The organism is Micromonospora sp. PRAS1, from assembly GCF_059553435.1.
Genome location: NZ_JCANNB010000048.1, coordinates 1 through 17,279 on the forward strand (window position 1 = coordinate 1; position 17,279 = coordinate 17,279).

12 protein-coding genes are annotated in these 17,279 nt (G+C 68.8%); 1 reads left to right on the forward strand and 11 read right to left on the reverse strand.

Annotated elements, in window-relative coordinates; translation table 11 throughout:
• Positions 1-458: 458 nt before the first annotated feature.
• The 7 genes from araA to araB all read right to left on the reverse strand — a co-directional run bounded on the left by araA (position 459) and on the right by araB (position 9,299).
• The gene (araA, locus tag AC507J_RS29150) at positions 459-1,961 is read right to left on the reverse strand and encodes an L-arabinose isomerase (protein WP_496293186.1); all 1,503 of its coding nucleotides are present in this window, start codon (positions 1,959-1,961) and stop codon (positions 459-461) included.
• 27 nt (positions 1,962-1,988) lie between these two features.
• Positions 1,989-2,978 (reverse strand): galactofuranose ABC transporter, permease protein YjfF, encoded by a 990-nt coding sequence (gene yjfF / locus AC507J_RS29155; protein WP_496293188.1) that lies wholly within the window; start codon positions 2,976-2,978, stop codon positions 1,989-1,991.
• Complete coding sequence (locus AC507J_RS29160) at positions 2,975-4,048, reverse strand: ABC transporter permease (protein WP_496293190.1); 1,074 nt, start codon at positions 4,046-4,048, stop codon at positions 2,975-2,977. Before AC507J_RS29160 ends, yjfF begins: the two co-directional genes overlap by 4 nt.
• Positions 4,045-5,586 carry a sugar ABC transporter ATP-binding protein gene (locus AC507J_RS29165; protein WP_496293192.1) on the reverse strand — a complete coding sequence of 514 codons (1,542 nt, stop codon included), beginning with the start codon at positions 5,584-5,586 and terminating at the stop codon, positions 4,045-4,047. The genes AC507J_RS29160 and AC507J_RS29165 overlap by 4 nt, the downstream gene beginning before the upstream one ends.
• Positions 5,587-5,779: 193 nt before the next feature.
• The gene (locus AC507J_RS29170) at positions 5,780-6,787 is read right to left on the reverse strand and encodes an ABC transporter substrate-binding protein (RefSeq protein WP_496293194.1); all 1,008 of its coding nucleotides are present in this window, start codon (positions 6,785-6,787) and stop codon (positions 5,780-5,782) included.
• A gap of 155 nt (positions 6,788-6,942) precedes the next feature.
• A complete protein-coding gene (locus AC507J_RS29175) occupies positions 6,943-7,617 on the reverse strand; it encodes an L-ribulose-5-phosphate 4-epimerase (protein ID WP_496293196.1) in 675 nt (224 codons plus the stop codon).
• Complete coding sequence (araB, locus tag AC507J_RS29180; RefSeq protein ID WP_496293197.1) at positions 7,614-9,299, reverse strand: ribulokinase; 1,686 nt, start codon at positions 9,297-9,299, stop codon at positions 7,614-7,616. Before araB ends, AC507J_RS29175 begins: the two co-directional genes overlap by 4 nt.
• Before the next feature lie 841 nt (positions 9,300-10,140).
• On the opposite strand from araB, the gene AC507J_RS29185 reads away from it, so the two are divergent.
• A complete protein-coding gene (locus tag AC507J_RS29185; protein ID WP_496293199.1) occupies positions 10,141-11,790 on the forward strand; it encodes a glycoside hydrolase family 27 protein in 1,650 nt (549 codons plus the stop codon).
• On the opposite strand, the gene AC507J_RS29190 is transcribed toward AC507J_RS29185, so the two are convergent.
• From AC507J_RS29190 to chvE, 4 genes are all read right to left on the reverse strand, one after another.
• Positions 11,787-13,082: an ROK family protein gene (locus AC507J_RS29190; protein ID WP_496293201.1), complete on the reverse strand. Its 1,296-nt coding sequence runs from the start codon at positions 13,080-13,082 to the stop codon at positions 11,787-11,789. The genes AC507J_RS29185 and AC507J_RS29190 overlap by 4 nt on opposite strands.
• Positions 13,083-13,197: 115 nt before the next feature.
• Positions 13,198-14,448: a multiple monosaccharide ABC transporter permease gene (gene mmsB, locus AC507J_RS29195; RefSeq protein ID WP_496293203.1), complete on the reverse strand. Its 1,251-nt coding sequence runs from the start codon at positions 14,446-14,448 to the stop codon at positions 13,198-13,200.
• Positions 14,445-15,983, reverse strand: a complete 1,539-nt coding sequence (gene mmsA, locus AC507J_RS29200) for a multiple monosaccharide ABC transporter ATP-binding protein (RefSeq protein WP_496293205.1) — start codon at positions 15,981-15,983, stop codon at positions 14,445-14,447. Before mmsA ends, mmsB begins: the two co-directional genes overlap by 4 nt.
• Before the next feature lie 100 nt (positions 15,984-16,083).
• Positions 16,084-17,220: a multiple monosaccharide ABC transporter substrate-binding protein gene (gene chvE / locus AC507J_RS29205; RefSeq protein ID WP_496293207.1), complete on the reverse strand. Its 1,137-nt coding sequence runs from the start codon at positions 17,218-17,220 to the stop codon at positions 16,084-16,086.
• Positions 17,221-17,279 lie beyond the last annotated feature (59 nt).

A 17,279-nucleotide genomic window follows, 5' to 3' on the forward strand; every position in this document is an offset into this window, starting at 1 on the left:
CGTCGAGGTCACCGCCGCCACCAGCGTTCCGCCCACCACTACCGCCACAGCTGCCGCGGCAACCCGCGACAGCCACCTACGCCGACCCGGCGCAGGCGGTGCGATCCCGTCCAAGGTAGCCATGACCTTCCTTTCGGAAACGAGGTGCCGTATCGACCGTCGACAAGCGCGGTCTTCACCGCAGCGCCCGTGGCGCCGTCGGCGAGCGGCATGTGATCGCTAACAATGCCCCCTGCCCAAGGGGGCGCAGACTTGGGTGATTTGCCCTCGACGAGACGCTAACGGCCCGGCCAGCCATAGATATCGTCCGTCTTAGGTATCGACTGTGAGCGATAACAGGCCGTTAGTCAAGACGTAACATACTCTCAACGAACGAGCCGCGGACGGCACCGTATGCAGCAGCCGGCGGGCCGGGTCCATCGACAGTGGACCCGACCCGCCGGCCGTGTTTGATGCGGTCAGAAACCCCGGGCGAGCCGGTAGTACGCCTGGTTCCAGCGCAGTTCGGCGGCGAAGCGCCGGGGCTCGGTGTCGGCGTCGATGACCACAAGCTCGGTACGGGCCATCTCGGCCAGGTCGTGCAGCTCCTCCACACCCACCGCCTGGGAGAGCACGGTGTGGTGCGGGGCCCCCGCAGTGATCCACGCCTCGGCCGAGCCGGCCAGGTGCGGGCGGGGCTGCCAGACGGCCCGGGCCACCGGGAGCCGGGGCAGCGGCTGTGGTGGCGGCACCACGTCGACCTCGTTGGCCACCAGCCGGAACCGCTCGCCCATGTCCGCCAGGCCGAGCACCACCGCCGGGCCCGGCTCGGCGTCGAAGACCAGCCGGACCGGATCCTCCCGGCCACCGATGCCCAGCGGGTGGATCTCCACGTTCGGCACGTCCGCGGCGATTGTCGGACACACCTCGAGCATGTGCGCGCCGAGGATGAGTTCCTCGCCGGGGGTGAGGTCGTAGGTGTAGTCCTCCATGAAGGAGGTGCCGCCCTTGGTGCCCACCGACATCGCCTTGAGGGTGTGCACCAGCACGGAGGTCTTCCAGTCCCCCTCCCCACCGAAGCCGTACCCGTCGGCCATCAGCCGCTGCACGGCGATGCCGGGCAGTTGCCGCAGCCCGCCGAGGTCCTCGAAGTTCGTGGTGAACGCGCGGAACCCGCCGGCGTCCAGGAACGTACGCAGCCCGATCTCCTGCCGGGCCGCGTACCGCAGCGAGTCGTGTCGCTCGCCGCCCGGCCGCAACTCGGCGGCGACCCGGAAGGTGTCGTCGTACTCCTTGACCAGGTCGTCGATCTGCGCGTCGGCTACCTCGTCGACCACCCGGACCAGGTCATTGACCCCGTAGGTGTTGACCGACACCCCGAACCGCAGTTCGGCCTCGACCTTGTCCCCCTCGGTCACCGCGACGTCGCGCATGTTGTCGCCGAACCGGGCCAGGCGCAGCGACCGCATCGCCGACCAGCCGATCGCCGCCCGGGTCCAGGCGCCGACGCGAAGCGCGACGCGCGGGTCGCTCACGTGTCCGGCCACCGTCTTGCGGGCCACCCCGAGCCGGGTCTGGACGAACCCGAACTCCCGGTCGCCGTGGGCGGCCTGGTTCAGGTTCATGAAGTCCATGTCGATCTCGTCCCACGGCAGCCGGACGTTGGCCTGCGTGTGCAGGTGCAGCAACGGTGTCCGCAACGCGTCCAGCCCCGAGATCCACATCTTCGCCGGCGAGAAGGTGTGCATCCAGGCGATCACCCCGACCGCTCCCTGCACGGCGGCATCCCGACAGATCTCCAGGATGTCGGCACTGGTGGTCAGGACCGGCTTCCAGACCACCCGCGCGGGGATGTGCGGCGAGTCGTCGAGCAGGGCGGCGATCTGACGGGACTGCTCGGCCACCTGCCGGAGGGTGTCCTCGCCGTACAGTGCCTGGCTTCCGGTGAGGAACCAGACCTCGGGTTGGGGGTGTGTTGCCATGGGAGTTGCCTTCCGCGAGAGGGGCGGTTACTTGTAGCGGATGCCGATGAGGCGCTGGAACAGGATGAACGCGAAGAGCAGTCCTCCGATCACGATCTTGGTCCACCAGGAGTTCAGGCTGCCGTCGAAGGTGATCAGCGTCTGGATCACACCGAGCACCAGCACACCGAGCATGGTGCCGAAGATGTAGCCCGAGCCTCCGGTGAGCACCGTTCCGCCGATCACGACGGCCGCGATCACGTCGAGTTCCATGCCGACCGCGATCAGCGGCGCCCCGGAGAGCGTGTAGAAGGAGAGCAGGATCCCACCGATCGCCGAGCAGAGCCCGCTGATGGTGTAGACCGCGATCCGGGTACGCCCCACCGGCAGGCCCATCAGCAGCGCCGACTGCGGGTTGCCGCCGATCGCGTAGACGTTGCGGCCGAGCCGGGTGTACGACAGCACGTACGCGGCGACGAGGACCACCACGAGGACTATCAGCACGCTGATCGAGACGAAGTTGCCCCGGGGATCGCCGATCCGGTACTGCGACATGGTGGTCCAGAAGCCGTCGGTGATCGGGATCGAGGCGTCGCTGATGAAGGTGCACATGCCGCGGGCGAAGAACATTCCCGCGAGAGTGACGATGAACGGTTGGAGATCGAAGAAGTGGATTGCACAGCCCATCAGGAAGCCGAGCGTCGGCCCGATGAGCAGCGCGATCACCAGCACCGGCAGCGCGGGCAGGCCCGACTGGAGCAACCACGCCGAGACCATCGCCGTCATCGCGACCACCGAGCCGACCGACAGGTCGATGCCCCCGGTGAGGATCACGAAGGTCATCCCGACGGCGACCACGAGCAGGAAGCCGTTGTCGATGAAGACGTTGAAGATGACCTGGATGTTGGAGAAGGCACGGTACTGGGACACCCCGATGCCGTACATCACCAGCAGCAGAGCGAGGGTCACCAGCACCGGCACGTGCCGCCGGGGCAGCCGGGCCCAACTCGGCCCGGTGGTCAACGAGGTCGTGGTCACGCCTTCACCTCCTCCTTCTGCCGCGGTGCCGACGGAGCCGGCGGGGTCGGGGTGCCGCGTCGGCGCCTGCCGAACTTGGCGCGGAAGGCCGGTGCCTGGATGAGGCAGACCGCGATGACGACCACCGCCTTGAAGAGCAGTGCCGTCTGCGGGGAGATGTTCATGGCGTACACCGTCGTGGTGAGGGTCTGGATGATCAGCGCGCCGAGGATCGTGCCGCTGAGGTAGAACCGGCCGCCGGCCAGCGAGGTGCCACCGATGACGACCGCGAGGATCGCGTCGAGTTCCACCCAGAGACCGGCGTTGTTGCCGTCCGCACTGGAGACGTTTGCGGTCATCATGAAGCCGGCGATGGCCGCGCACACGGCGCTGACCACGTAGGCAAGGAAGACCATCCGGGCGGACCGGATGCCGGCCAGGCGACTGGCCTCACGGTTGCCGCCCACCGACTCGATGATCATGCCGAGCGCGGTACGGCGGGTGAGCGCGGCGACGAGCAGCGCCGCGCCGAGCGCGATGAAGATCGCCAGTGGCAGGGCCAGGAAGTGCCCCAGACCGATCGCCCGGTACGGGCCGGAGTTGATTGTGATGATCTGGCCCTCGGTGACCAGCTGGGCGATGCCCCGCCCGGCCACCATGAGGATGAGCGTGGCGATGATCGGTTGGATACCGATCACGGAGACCAGCACGCCGTTCCAGGCGCCGAGCGCCAGCGCGACACCGAGCGCCATGGCGATCGCGGTGACCACGGTGGTCATGTTGTTCTGGTCCGGTGCCTGGCTGATGTGCAGACAGGCGATGGCGCCGCTGATGGCGCAGATCGAACCGACCGACAGGTCGATGCCCCCGGTGGAGATGACAAGCGTCATGCCCAGCGCGACCAGGATCAGCGGGGCGCTCAGCCGGAGGATGTCGATCGGTGTGCCGTACAGGTGGCCGTTGTTGACCTCGACGGCCAGGAAGCCGGGTCGGTAGACGGTGTTGGCCGCCAACAGGACCAGGAGCACGGCGACCGGCCAGAAGAGCCGGTGACCGAGGATGGCCCGGTAGCGGTCCTTGGTCTCGGTCACTGTTCCGCCCCCTCCCGTTGGGAACCGCTGGCGATAGTCTGCATCACCCGGTCCGCGTCCACGGTGTCGTCATTGCTGAGCTGGGCGACCATCTCCCGATCCCGCATCACCGCGACCTTGTGGCTCAGCCGCAGCACCTCCTCCAGCTCGGCGGAGATGAAGAGCACGGCCATGCCGCCGTCGGAGAGCTGCACCACGAGGCGCTGGATCTCCGCCTTGGCACCGATGTCGATGCCGCGGGTCGGTTCGTCCAGGATCAGCAGTCGGGGCTCGGTGATCAGCCAGCGGGCCAGCAGCACCTTCTGCTGGTTTCCGCCGGAGAGGTTGCGTACCGGCAGCTCGGGGTTGGCCGGCCGGATACTCAACGCCTTGATGTACTGCTCGACCAGCTCGTCCTGGCGGCGGCGCGGGATCGGGCGCAGCCAGCCCCGGGCCGCCTGCATCGCCAGGATCATGTTCTCCCGGACCGTCAGGTCGGGGATGATCCCCTCGGCGCGGCGGTTCTCCGAACAGAACCCGATGCCCTGCTCGATGGCCTGCACCGGGTTACGCAGGCCGGTCGGTTTGCCGTTCACCGCAACCTCGCCCCGGTCGGCCCGGTCGGCGCCGAAGAACAGCCGCGCCACCTCGGTACGCCCCGAGCCGAGCAGGCCGGCCAGACCGACCACCTCGCCGGCGTGGATGGTCAGGCTGAACGGGTCGACCGCCCCCTTGCGGGCCAACCCGGAGACCTCGACGAACGGGGTGCCACCCTCCAGCGCCGCCAACTCCCGCCGGGGGTGCTCCTCGATGCGTTCGAGGACGTCGAGTTCCTTGCCGATCATCTTCTCGACCAGGGCGAGCTGCGGCAGTTCGGCGGTCGGGTATTCCCCGACCAGGGTGCCGTTGCGCAGCACAGTGATCCGGTCGGCGATGCCGTAGACCTGGTCGAGGAAGTGGGTCACGAAAAGGATCGCGATCCCCTCGTCGCGCAGCTGCCGCATGATCCGGAACAGCTGCGCCACCTCACCCGCGTCCAGACTGGAGGTCGGCTCGTCGAGGATCAGCACCCGAGCCTGCACATCGATCGCGCGGGCGATGGCGACCATCTGCTGCACCGCCAGCGAGTAGCTCGCCACCGGCGCGGTCACGTCGATGTCGAGATCCAGCCGGGCCAGCAGCTGCCGGGCTCGCCGCCGCACCTCGCCCCAGCGCACGGCACCGAGGCGGCGGGGCTCCCGCCCGATGAAGATGTTCTCCGCCACCGAGAGGTTCGGGCAGAGGTTGACCTCCTGGTAGACCGTACTGACCCCGGCGGCGGAGGCCTGCATCGGTCCGCTGAAGGCCACCTGCTCCCCATCCAGGGTGATGGTGCCTTCGTCGATGCCGTACACCCCGGTCAGCACCTTGATCAGGGTGGATTTGCCGGCACCGTTCTCGCCCATCAGGGCGTGCACCTCGCCGGGGAAGAGCCGGAAGTCGACGTCGTGGAGTGCACGCACCCCGGGGAAGGACTTGCTGATCCCGGTCATCGTCAGGACCGGAGGGCTATCCGTCATCCCATCAGGCCTTTTTCTAAGTTCTATCGGTACGGACCGGGGGGCCACGGCGGCCCCGTCGCGTCCGCCCGGCCGACCTACGGGTCGACCGGGCGGACGTGGCACGGGATATCTCGGGCCGAATTGCCCAGTCCGTCGGGAAAAGGGCGACGCGGTGGGGTCGCCACGTCAGCGCGGCGACCCCGGGCGTCGATCAGTACTTCCGGTTGGGCAGGGCCTCCTTGGCCTGCTCCTGCGTGAAGGTGGTCTCCTCGGTCTCGATCCGCGGCAGCACCTCCTCGCCGGCGTGCACCTTCTTGGCCAGCTCCATCAGCTGTGGCCCGAGCAGCGGGCTGCACTCCGCAATGAAGTTGAACTTGCCGTCGGCCAGGGCCTGCATGCCGTCCTTGACCGCGTCGATGGTGATGATGGTGATGTCCTTGCCGGGCACCTTGCCGGCGGCGGTGATCGCCTCCAGCGCGCCCAGGCCCATGTCGTCGTTGTGCGCGAAGAGCACGTCGATCTTCGGGTGGGCCTTCAGGAACTGCTCCATGACCTGCTTGCCACCGGCCCGGGTGAAGTCACCCGACTGGGAGGCAATGACCTTCAGCTTGGGGTCGGCGGCGATCGCCTCGGCAAAGCCCTTCTTGCGGTCGTTGGCCGGGGCCGAACCGGTGGTGCCCTGCAACTCGACGATGTTCACGTCACCGGTCGCGGACTTCTTCTCCTCGACCAGCCACTCCCCCGACAGCCGGCCTTCCTTGACGAAGTCCGACCCGAGGAAGGTCTTGTAGAGCGACTTGTCGGCCGAGTCCACGGCACGGTCGGTCAGGATGACCGGGATGCCGGCGTCCTTGGCCTCCTTGAGCACGGTGTCCCAACCCGACTCCACCACCGGCGAGAAGGCGATCACGTCGACCTTCTGCTGGATGTAGTTGCGGATGGCCTTGATTTGGTTCTCCTGCTTCTGCTGGGCATCGTCGAACTTCAGCTCGATGCCCGCCTCGGCAGCGGCCTCCTTGATGGAGTTGGTGTTCGCCGTCCGCCAGCCGCTCTCTGCGCCGACCTGGGAGAAGCCCATGACGATCTTGTCGTCGCCGCCGCCGCCGTCTCCTGATCCGGTGTCGCTGTTGCCGCAGGCGGCCACGCTGCCGGCAAGCAGCAGGGCGGCGATAGCCGCGACGGCGCGCCGAGGCGCGAGGGACATTTGCATGCTTCTCATCGGTACTCCTCGGGTGGGGTTGCGGTTGCCACGCCGCCCGCGAGGTGCACGGGCGGCGGTTGTGGTGCGGTTTTCGTGGTGCAGGGGTGGTGCGGATGGAGGTTGCGTGGGTGATGCGCGTTCGGCCCCGGGCCGCCGATGGCCCGGAACCGGGGTCAGGGGTTGGCCTGCGGTGCGGGCCGCTGGCCGTACACGTTCTGGTAGCGGGCGTACAGGGCGTCGATGTCGGCCGGCGCGATCGGCACCGGTTGGCCCAGGGCGCGCGCCAGGTGCGCGGTCCGGGCGACGTCCTCGCACATCACCGCCGCCTTCACCGCGGCCCGGGCGGTGGACCCGATGGTGAATACGCCGTGGTTGCGCATCAGCACCGCCGGCGAGCGGTGCCCGGTGAGGGTGCTGACGATTCCCTTGCCGATGTCGTCGCCGCCGATCAACGCGAACGGTCCGACCGGGATCTCGCCACCGAACTCGTCGGCCTGGGCGGTCAGGTAGCAGGGAATCGACTCCCCACGCGCCGCCCAGGCGGTCGCGTACGTGCTGTGGGTGTGGACCACCCCGCCGACCTCGGGCATGGCGCGGTAGACGTAGGCGTGCGCGGCGGTGTCGCTCGACGGCGACAGCTCGCCCTCGACCGGTACGCCGTCGAGGTCGCAGAGCACCATGTTCTCCGCCGAGAGGTCGTCGTAGTCCACGCCACTGGGCTTGATGATCATCAGGTCCCGGCCGGGCACCCGCGCGGAGACGTTTCCGGCCGTCCAGGCCACCAGACCGTAACGGGTCAGCTCGCCGTGCAGGCGGGCGACGGTCTCGCGCAGCTCACGCTCGGTCATGCGACCACCTCCAGCGGGGTCTCGTGCTGCGACGCGGCCGACTCGACCGCCGCGTTCCGAATGGTTCGCAGGCGCAGCATCACGTCGTTGGCGCCCCGACCGAAGTGGTCGTGCAGCGCCCGGTACTCGGCGTAGAGGGCGTCGTAGGCGCGTACCCGGTCCGGATCCGGCCGGTAGACCGCCTCGTTCACCCGCCCCATCGCCTGCGACGCCTCGTGGATCGAGGGGTACTCGCCAGCGGCCACCGCGGCGTGGATCGCCGAGCCGAGCGCCGGCCCCTGAGCGGAACCGATGATGCCCAGCGGCCGGTTGGTGACGTCGGCGTAGATCTGCATCAGCAGCTTGTTCGAGGTGAGGCCACCGGCGATCACCAGGTCGTGGACATCCACCCCCGCCTCGACGAACGCTTCGATGATCATCCGGGTGCCGTACGCCGTCGCCTCCAGCAACGCCCGGTAGATGTCCTCCGGCCGGGTGGCCAGCGTGAGTCCGACGATCATTCCGCTGAGATCGTGGTTGACCAGCAGCGAGCGGTTGCCGTTCCACCAGTCCAGGGCGACCAGCCCGTGGGCGCCGACCGGCTGGGCGGCGGCCAACTCGGTGAGCCGCTCGTGCGAGGCCGTCTCGGCCGGTGCGGCGTGCTTGACGAACCAGCCGAAGATGTCGCCGACACCGCTCTGCCCGGCCTCGTAGCCCCAGGCGCCCGCGCTGATGCCGCCGTCGACGACGCCGCACATGCCGGCCACCTCGGCGGGGTGCTCGCCGTTGACCACGTGGCAGGTCGAGGTTCCCATGATCGCCACCAGCCGGCCCGGGTGCAGCGCCTGCGCGGAGGCGGCGGTGACGTGGGCGTCGACGTTGCCGACCGCCACGGCGATCCCCGCCGGCAGCCCGGTCCAGGCGGCGGCCTGCGCGGTCAGCTCGCCCGCCTTGTCGCCGAGCGGCAGCAGCGGACCGTCCAGTTTGGCCACGAAGTCGCCGAAGTCGGGGTTGAGCGCGGTCAGGTAGTCCGTCGACGGGTACTTGCCGTCCTGCATGATGCCCTTGTAGCCGGCCGTGCAGACGTTGCGGGTCTCGACGCCGCAGAGCTGCCACACGATCCAGTCGGCGGCCTCGATGAAGCGCTGGGCCCGCCGGTACACCTCCGGGTCCTCTTCGAGCAGCTGGAGGCCCTTGGCGAACTGCCACTCGGCGGAGATCTTGCCGCCGTACCGGCCGATCCACGGCTCGCCCCGCTCGTGGGCCAGGGCGTTGATCCGGTCGGCGTGCGGCTGGGCCGCGTGGTGCTTCCAGAGCTTCACCCAGGAGTGCGGGCGCTGGCGCAGCTCCGGCACCTCGCAGAGCGGGGTGCCGTCGGCGAGCGTCGGCAGGACCGTGCAGGCGGTGAAGTCGATGCCGATGCCGACGACCTGGGCGGGATCCACCCCGGCCGCGGCCACCGCCGCCGGCACGGCCCGCCGGAGCACCTCGCGGTAGTCCTCGGGATCCTGCAACGCCCAGTCGGGTGGTAGGGGCGTGCCACCGTCCGGCAGGGCGGAGCTGATGACCGCGTTGCGGTACTCGTGCACCGCGGTTCCCAGCTCGGCACCGTCACGGATCCGGACCACCAGGGCCCGTCCGGACAAGGTCCCGTAGTCCACCCCGACGACATACCGGTCGCCCGCTTCGTCCACACCGCTCATCTTCACCTCCGGCCGATGACGAACCTCAGTGTTAACGCTCACATCCGATGCCGTCAAGACACCTGCCGGCAACAGCTCCGTAACGGAGTGCAGGGTCGCCCGATTTACCCCACCCGCGCCACCGCAGGCTGCGACAACGTCCGGCCCGGACGATGCCGGCACGGCCGGCTCGGACCCGCATCGGGCCCGGGCGACGGGCTGAAGACCGACCAGCGCCCGACCCGACGACTCGCCCCGTAGCCGGCCAACGGTGACCGGCGGCGCCGCCGCCCCATCGCGCTTCACGCCGCCCGCCAGGAGGGTGGCGCCACGCGGCCCGTGAGCCGGGCGGCACGGCATGGTCATCCGCCGCCGGAGCGTCGTATTAACGTTAACAATGGCTTCCCTCCCGAAGGTCATCCCGTCCGTCAGCCCGGACTTCGGCGCAACCGGGAGCTGGCGAACGAACAATCACCATCCACCGAGTTGAGCTGCGGCTTCGGAAATCAGTGATGAGTCCGTACCAACCCGTGGAAACCAGCCCTCTCGCCGACAGCGACCGCTTTCGATTTACAGGACTGGATGTAAGCGATAACATCCCTGACATCGATGCGGCCTGCGCGCGGGTGATCCGGCCCCCTGCCACCAGGCCATCGCCGGCGTGCCGGTGACGGCCGACGCGACCCTGCGGACGGACCGGCGGTAGGCGTCCCTGCCGTGCTCCGGTCGCTTTGTCCGTGGGCGAGCAGGCGACGCCCCGTCCCCGCCACACCCCTCCGAACCGGCCCGGGCTCCTTCGCACAACTCGCGGCCGGTCATCGATGACTGACACCTGTCCGCCCTGTTATCCGAGGAGGATCACATGCGCGCACGACCACGATGGTTGGCCGTCCTGAGCGTTCTGGCATTGACGCTCACCACAGTCGTCGTCGGCAGTTTCCACTCGCCGAAGCCCGCTCAGGCACTCAACAACGGCGTGGCCCGCACCCCACCGATGGGCTGGAACACCTGGAACACCTTCGGCTGCAACATCAACGAGACGCTGATCCGGCAGATGGCCGACGCCATCGTCAACACCGGCATGCGCGACCTCGGCTACAAGTACGTCGTGGTCGACGACTGCTGGTTCGACCCCAACCGGGACGCGCAGGGCAACCTCCAGGCCCACGCGGGTCGCTTCCCCAGCGGCATGAAGGCGCTCGGTGACTACCTGCACGCCCGCGGTCTGCTCTTCGGCCTCTACCAGGTGCCCCGGGAGAAGACCTGCGCCCAGTACTTCGGGGCCTGGCCCGGTTCGACCGGCAGCCTCGGACACGAGTACCAGGACGCCCGGCAGTTCGCCGCCTGGGGCGTGGACTTCCTCAAGTACGACTGGTGCTCCCCCTGGGGCACCATCAACGACCAGATCGCCGGGTTCTCCCTGATGCGCGACGCGCTCGCCGCCACCGGCCGACCGATCGTCTACAGCATCAACCCGAACAGCATCCACGAGAAGACCGGCCCGCAGCGCAACTGGGGCGACATCGCCAACATGTGGCGGACCACCGAGGACATCACCAACGCGTGGAACACCGGCCAGACCAACGGCTACCCGATGGGCATCCAGAACATCGTCAACGTCAACGTGCCGCTGGCCTCGTACGCCTCGCCGGGTTCGTTCAACGACCCGGACATGCTGGTGGTCGGCAACGGTGGCATGAACGACACCGAGATGCGCAGCCACTTCGCCCTCTGGGCCATCATGGCGTCACCACTTATCGCCGGCAACGACATCCGCAACGCCAGCACGGCCACCCTGGACATCCTGCGCAACCAGAACCTGGTCGCCATCAACCAGGATCCGCTGGCGCTTCAGGCGGTGCAGGTCTCCAACGACGGCACCCGCCGGGTGCTGGCCAAGCGGCTGGCCAACGGGGATGTCGCGGTCGCTCTGTTCAACCAGGGCAGTTCCACCACCACCGTCTCCACCACGGCGGCGGCGATCGGTAAGTCGGGCAACTCGTTCACCCTCCGCGACGCCTGGACCAACGGCACCTCGACCAGCACCGGCACGATCTCGGCCAGCGTGCCGGCGCACGGCACGGTGGTGTACCGGGTAAGCGGCGGCGGGACCACCAACCCACCGCCGCCGACCACCTTCCGGCTGCGCAGCGAGTCGTCCGGCCGGTGCCTCGACGTCAACAACAGCGGCACCGCCAACGGCACCGCGACGCTGATCTGGGACTGCCACACCAACAGCAACCAGAGCTTCACCCAGAGCGGTCAGGCCCTCCAGGTGCTCGGCAAGTGCCTGAACATCTCATCGACCGCCACCGCCGGTACGCCGGTGCAGATCTGGGACTGCAACGGTGGCACCAACCAGCAGTGGACCTTCAACGGCAACGGCACCATCAGTAGTGTCCGCTTCCCGAACCTCTGCCTGGACGTGAACAACAACGGCACCGCCAACGGCACCACGGTCCTCGTCTGGAACTGCCACACCGCCGCCAACCAACGCTGGACCCGAATCTAACCCTCACCCCGCTCCCCCTCCCGCCGATCTTGCACTTTCCGCCCCGGCAAAGGCCGCATAGCCGGCGTACCGGCGACCGGAAGTGCAAGATCGGCGGCGGGGTGGTGGGGGGCGTCCTTGCCGAGGGGGTCGGCGAGGAGGGCGGCGAAGCCGAGTTCGGCCGCGCCGACCAGGGTGGCGTCGTCGCCGAGCGCCGCGGTGCGCAGCCGTACGTGCTCGCGGGCGACCGGCAGCACGTTGCGGGCGATCCGGCTGCGGACCTGGGCCGCCGCGCCGGGATACAGGTCGCAGAGCATCCCGCCGAAGACCACCATGCCCGGGTTGAACAGGTTGATCAGGTTCGCCACCCCGATGCCGAGCCAGTCGCCGATGCGGCGCAACGCCTCCCGGGCCACGGGATCGCCCCGGTCGGCGTCGTCGGCCACGGACCGGACAGCCGCCCGGCCGAACAGTTCGGCCGGGCGGCCGGCTGCGTCGAGCAGGGCCCGCTCGCCGACCTCGGCCTCCAGGCAGCCGGACGAGCCGCACCCGCAGGGTCGACCGTCGTACGGGTTGACCACCATGTGCCCCAGCTCGCAGCCGTAGCCGCCGTCGCCGCCGAGCAGCCGGCCACCGACGATGATGCCGCCACCGACGCCGACGTCCCCGTGCAGGTAGATGAGGTTCTCGAAGCCGACGCCCGCACCACGCTGCTGTTCGGCCTGGGCGCCGAGATGCGCCTCGTTACCCACCACCACCGGTAGGCCGAGCCCGAGCCGCCGCCCGAGTTCGGCCCCGAACGCCTGGTCGACCCAGCCGAGGTCGGGGCCGAAGCGGACCATCCCGTCCCCGGGCCGGATCATCCCGCAGTACGACGCGCCCAGCCCCACGCAGGTCGCCTGCGGCGGCGCCGCGCGATGCAGCTGGCGACCGAAGCGGGCGAGGATGTCGACCACGCGGGGCAGGTCGGGCCCGGCGCGCGGGCGTACCGCTTCCCGACGGTCCAGGATGATCCCGCCCAACCCGACCCGGGCGGCGACCAGCCGGTCCACGGCGACGTCGAAGGCAAGCACGTAGCACCGGTCGGAGGCGGGCCGGACCAGTAGGGACGGTCGACCGGCGCGCCCGGTGTCCGCAGGGGGTTCCTCGTGCACCAGGTCGACCCGGGCCAGCTCGGTGGTCAGCGCCCTGATGGTGCTGCGGTTGAGACCCATCCGCCCGGCCAGCTCCGCGCGCGAGACCGCGCCACCCAGGTGTACGTGTCGCAGCAGCGCGCCGGCATTGCGCCGGCGGATCTCCTCCTGGAGCAGCATCCGCACCCCCGGCGTCAGCGCTGATGCGGACAGTTGACGCGAGGCAGTGTCGCCAAGAAGGTACCGGACGTCAAGGCGCGGGCCGGCCCGGCACCGGCCGGCCCGCGCCCGTGACTCACCGGCTCGCGCCGGCGCGGCGCTTGTTGTAGACGTCGAAGGCCACCGCGATGAGCAGCACCAGGCCCTTCACCACCGACTGCATCGACTGCTCCACGCCCATCAGCTGCATGCCGTTGCTCATCACCGCCATGATGAGCCCGCCGACCATGGCGCCGACGACCGTTCCGACGCCACCGGTGACGGCCGCGCCGCCGATGAACGCCGCGGCGATCGCGTCCAGTTCGAACATGTTGCCCGCCGCGGGCTGCGCGCCGTTGGAGCGGGAGGAGAAGATGATGCCCGCCACGGCGGACAGGAAGCCCATGTTGACGAAGATCCAGAAGTTGACGGTCTTGACCTTCACGCCGGACAGCATCGCCGCGGAGAGGTTGCCGCCGATCGCGTAGACCTGCCGGCCGAAGACCGTACGCCGGGTGAGCAGCCCGTAGACCAGCACCAGCGCGGCGAGGATGATCAGCACGATCGGCAGTCCCCGGGCGTGGGCCAGCTGCCAGGCGAACCACATGACCACGGCGCCGACCAGCGCCATCCGGGCGATGAAGAGCACGAACGACTCGACGGGCTGCTGGTAGCGGATCCGGGCCACCCGGGTGCGGAAGCAGCTCACCACGTAGCCGGCCACCGCGATACCACCGATGAACAGGGTGAAGGCGTCGTAGCCGTCGCCGCCGAGGAGTCCGTTGAGGAAGCCCGCCGCGATCCGGTTGTACTCGGCCGGGAACGGCGACAGTGAGATGTTGTCCAGCACCCGCAGGGTGAGGCCGCGGAAGAGCAGCATGCCCGCCAGGGTCACGATGAAGGCGGGAATGCCGACGTACGCCACCCAGAAGCCGTGCCACGCACCGACCGCGAGCCCGACGGCGATCGCCGCCAGCACGCCCACCCACCAGGGTTGACCCTGCTGGATCACGACCACGGCGGAGACCGCGCCGGTGAGCGCGACCACCGAGCCGACCGAGAGGTCGATGTGCCCACCGATGATCACGATGACCATGCCGATGGCGAGCACCAGGATGTAGGAGTACTGGAGAACGATGTTCGTGATGTTGCCCGGGCTCAGCGAGAGACCGTCGGTCAGGAAGGCGAAGAGCGCCACGATGACGACGAGGGCGACGAAGATGCCGCTCTGCCGCAGGTTGTTCAGGATCAGCGTACGGGGATCGCTGGTGCCGACGTGCAGCGCGGCGGCGGGAGCACTCTCGGCCGACTCGCCCTTCGCGACCGAGGAGGGCTTGGTGCTGGTCATCGCACGGGTTCCTTGTCCTTCGCCATGAGTTCCATGAGCTTCTCCTGGGTTGCCTCACCGACCGGTACCACGCCGGTGATGCGGCCCGCCGAGAGCGTGTAGATGCGGTCGCACATGCCGAGCAGCTCGGGCAGTTCCGAGGAGATGATGATGACGGCCTTGCCGGCCGCGACCAACCGGTTGATGATCGTGTAGATCTCGAACTTGGCTCCGACGTCGATGCCGCGGGTCGGCTCGTCCAGGATCAGGACGTCCGGGTCGGTGAAGAGCCACTTCGACAGGACGACCTTCTGCTGGTTGCCGCCGGAGAGCTTGCCCACCACGGACATCACGCTCGGCGCCTTGATGTTCATGTCGCGCCGGCTCGCCTCGGCGACCCTGGTCTCCTCGTTGTCGTTCACCCACCCGAAGCGGGCGAGCTTGCGCAGGCCAGCGGAGGAGACGTTGCGCCGGATGTCCTCGATGAGGTTGAGCCCGAACCGCTTGCGGTCCTCCGTCGCGTACGCGATCCCGTTGCTGATCGCCTCGGCGACCGAGCGCGCCCTGATCTCCTTGCCGTGCATGAACAGCCGGCCGGTGATGTCCCGCCCGTACGAGCGGCCGAAGACGCTCATCGCGAGTTCGGTGCGCCCGGCGCCCATCAGGCCGGCGATGCCGACCACCTCGCCGGCCCGTACGTCGAGGCTGGCACCGTCGACGACCAGCCGGTCCTGCGTCGGGTGCCGCACGGTCCAGTCCTCGATGCGTAACACCTCCGCGCCCGGCGTGGAGACCCGGTCGGGGTAGAAGCTGTCCAGGTCCCGGCCGACCATGCCGCGGATGATCCGTTCCTGGGTCACCTCACCCGAGCGCATGTCGAGCCGCTCCACCGTCCGGCCGTCGCGCAACACGGTGGTCGAGTCGGCGATCGAGGTGATCTCGTTCAGCTTGTGCGAGATCATGATGCAGGTGATGCCCTGGTCGCGGAGGCGGCGCATCAGGTCGAGCAGGTGCGCCGAGTCGATGTCGTTGAGCGCCGCGGTCGGCTCGTCCAGGATCAGCAGCCGGACCTTCTTGGAGAGCGCCTTGGCGATCTCCACCAGCTGCTGCTTGCCGACTCCGAGTTGGACGACGGGCGTCACCGGGTTCTCGTGCAGCCCGACCGAGGCGAGCAGTTCGGCGGCGTCGGCGTTTGTGCGGTTCCAGTCGATCAGACCGCTGCGCCCGCGGCGTTCGTTGCCGAGGAAGATGTTCTCGGCGATCGACAGGTACGGCACCAGGGCGAGTTCCTGGTGGATGATGACGATGCCGCGTTCCTCGCTGTCCCGGATGCCGCGGAAGTCCGCCGGCTTGCCGTCGAGCAGGATCTCGCCCTCGTAGCTGCCGGACGGGTAGACGCCGGAGAGCACTTTCATCAGCGTGGACTTGCCGGCACCGTTCTCACCGCAGATGGCGTGGATCTCGCCACGCGCCACGGCGAGCGAGACGTCCTGGAGCGCGGCCACTCCCGGGAAGGTCTTGGTGATGCGACGCATCTCGAGGATGTTGTCGCCCATGATCACCGTCCTGCGATCTTGTCGTGCTGGGGCAGAGTAGTCGATCCGAACAGGATGCGGGCTCGGCGGCGGGCACCGCCGCCGAGCCCGGCGCGCACCGTCAGCTCTTGGCCTGACCGGCGGCGACCTCCTCGGCGGTGAAGTAGCCGGAGTCGATCAGGATGGGCTTGATCTCGTCCTTGTAGACGGTCTCGACCGGCAGCAGGTACGACGGGACCACCTTGACCCCGTTGTCGTAGGTCTCGGTGTCGTTGGCCTCCGGCTGCTTGTCCTGGAGGAACGCCTCACCGACGACCACGGCCTGCTCGGCCAGCAGGCGGGTGTCCTTGAAGATGGTGGAGTTCTGCACCCCGTCGTTGATCAGCTTGACCGAGGCGATCTCGGCGTCCTGCCCGGTCACCACCGGCATCGCGTCGGCGCCGCGGTAGCCGGCGTTCTGGAGGGCGGTGATGATGCCCCGGGACAGCCCGTCGTACGGCGACAGCACGCCGTCGACCTTGGTGCCGTCGTTGTAGCTGGAGGTCAGCAGGTCCTCCATCCGCGTCTGCGCGGCCTCCTGCTGCCAGCGCAGGATCGCCACCTGCTCGATCTTGGTCTGCCCCGACTTGACCTTCAGCGTGCCGTCGTCGATGAACGGCTTGAGGGTTTCCGTCGCGCCCCGGAAGAAGAAGTGGGCGTTGTTGTCGTCAAGCGAGCCGGCGAAGAGCTCGATGTTGAACGGGCCCTTGGCGTCGCCCTTCGAGCCGTCCTTGTTCTGCACGCCGAGCCCGACCAGCAGCGCGGTGGCCTGCGCGACGCCGACCTTGAAGTTGTCGAAGCTGACGTAGAAGTCGACGTTCGGGCTGTTCCGGATCAGCCGGTCGTAGGCGATGACCGGGATGTTCGCGTCGGCCGCCGCCTGCAACTGACCACTCAGCGCGGTGCCGTCGATGGCCGCGATGATGAGCACGTCGGCGCCGCGCGTGATCATCTGGTCGACCTGCTGCGACTGGGTGGGGATGTCGTCACCGGCGTACTGGAGGTCGACCTTGTAGCCCTTGGCCTCCAGCTTCTCCTTGACCGAGTTGCCGTCGGCGATCCACCGCTCGGAGGTCTGGGTCGGCATCGAGACGCCGATGGTCAGGTCGGCGGGCTTCTCACCGTCGTTCCCACCGCTGCCGGCACCGTCGCCGCTGCAGGCCGCCAGGCTGAGCGCCAGTACGGCGCTGCCGAGAGCGGCCAGGACTCTTCTGCTCACTGGCTTCCCCAATCTGGAACTCGCGCCGTCCGATCGGCTGCGCGGGTCGCACTTGGAGG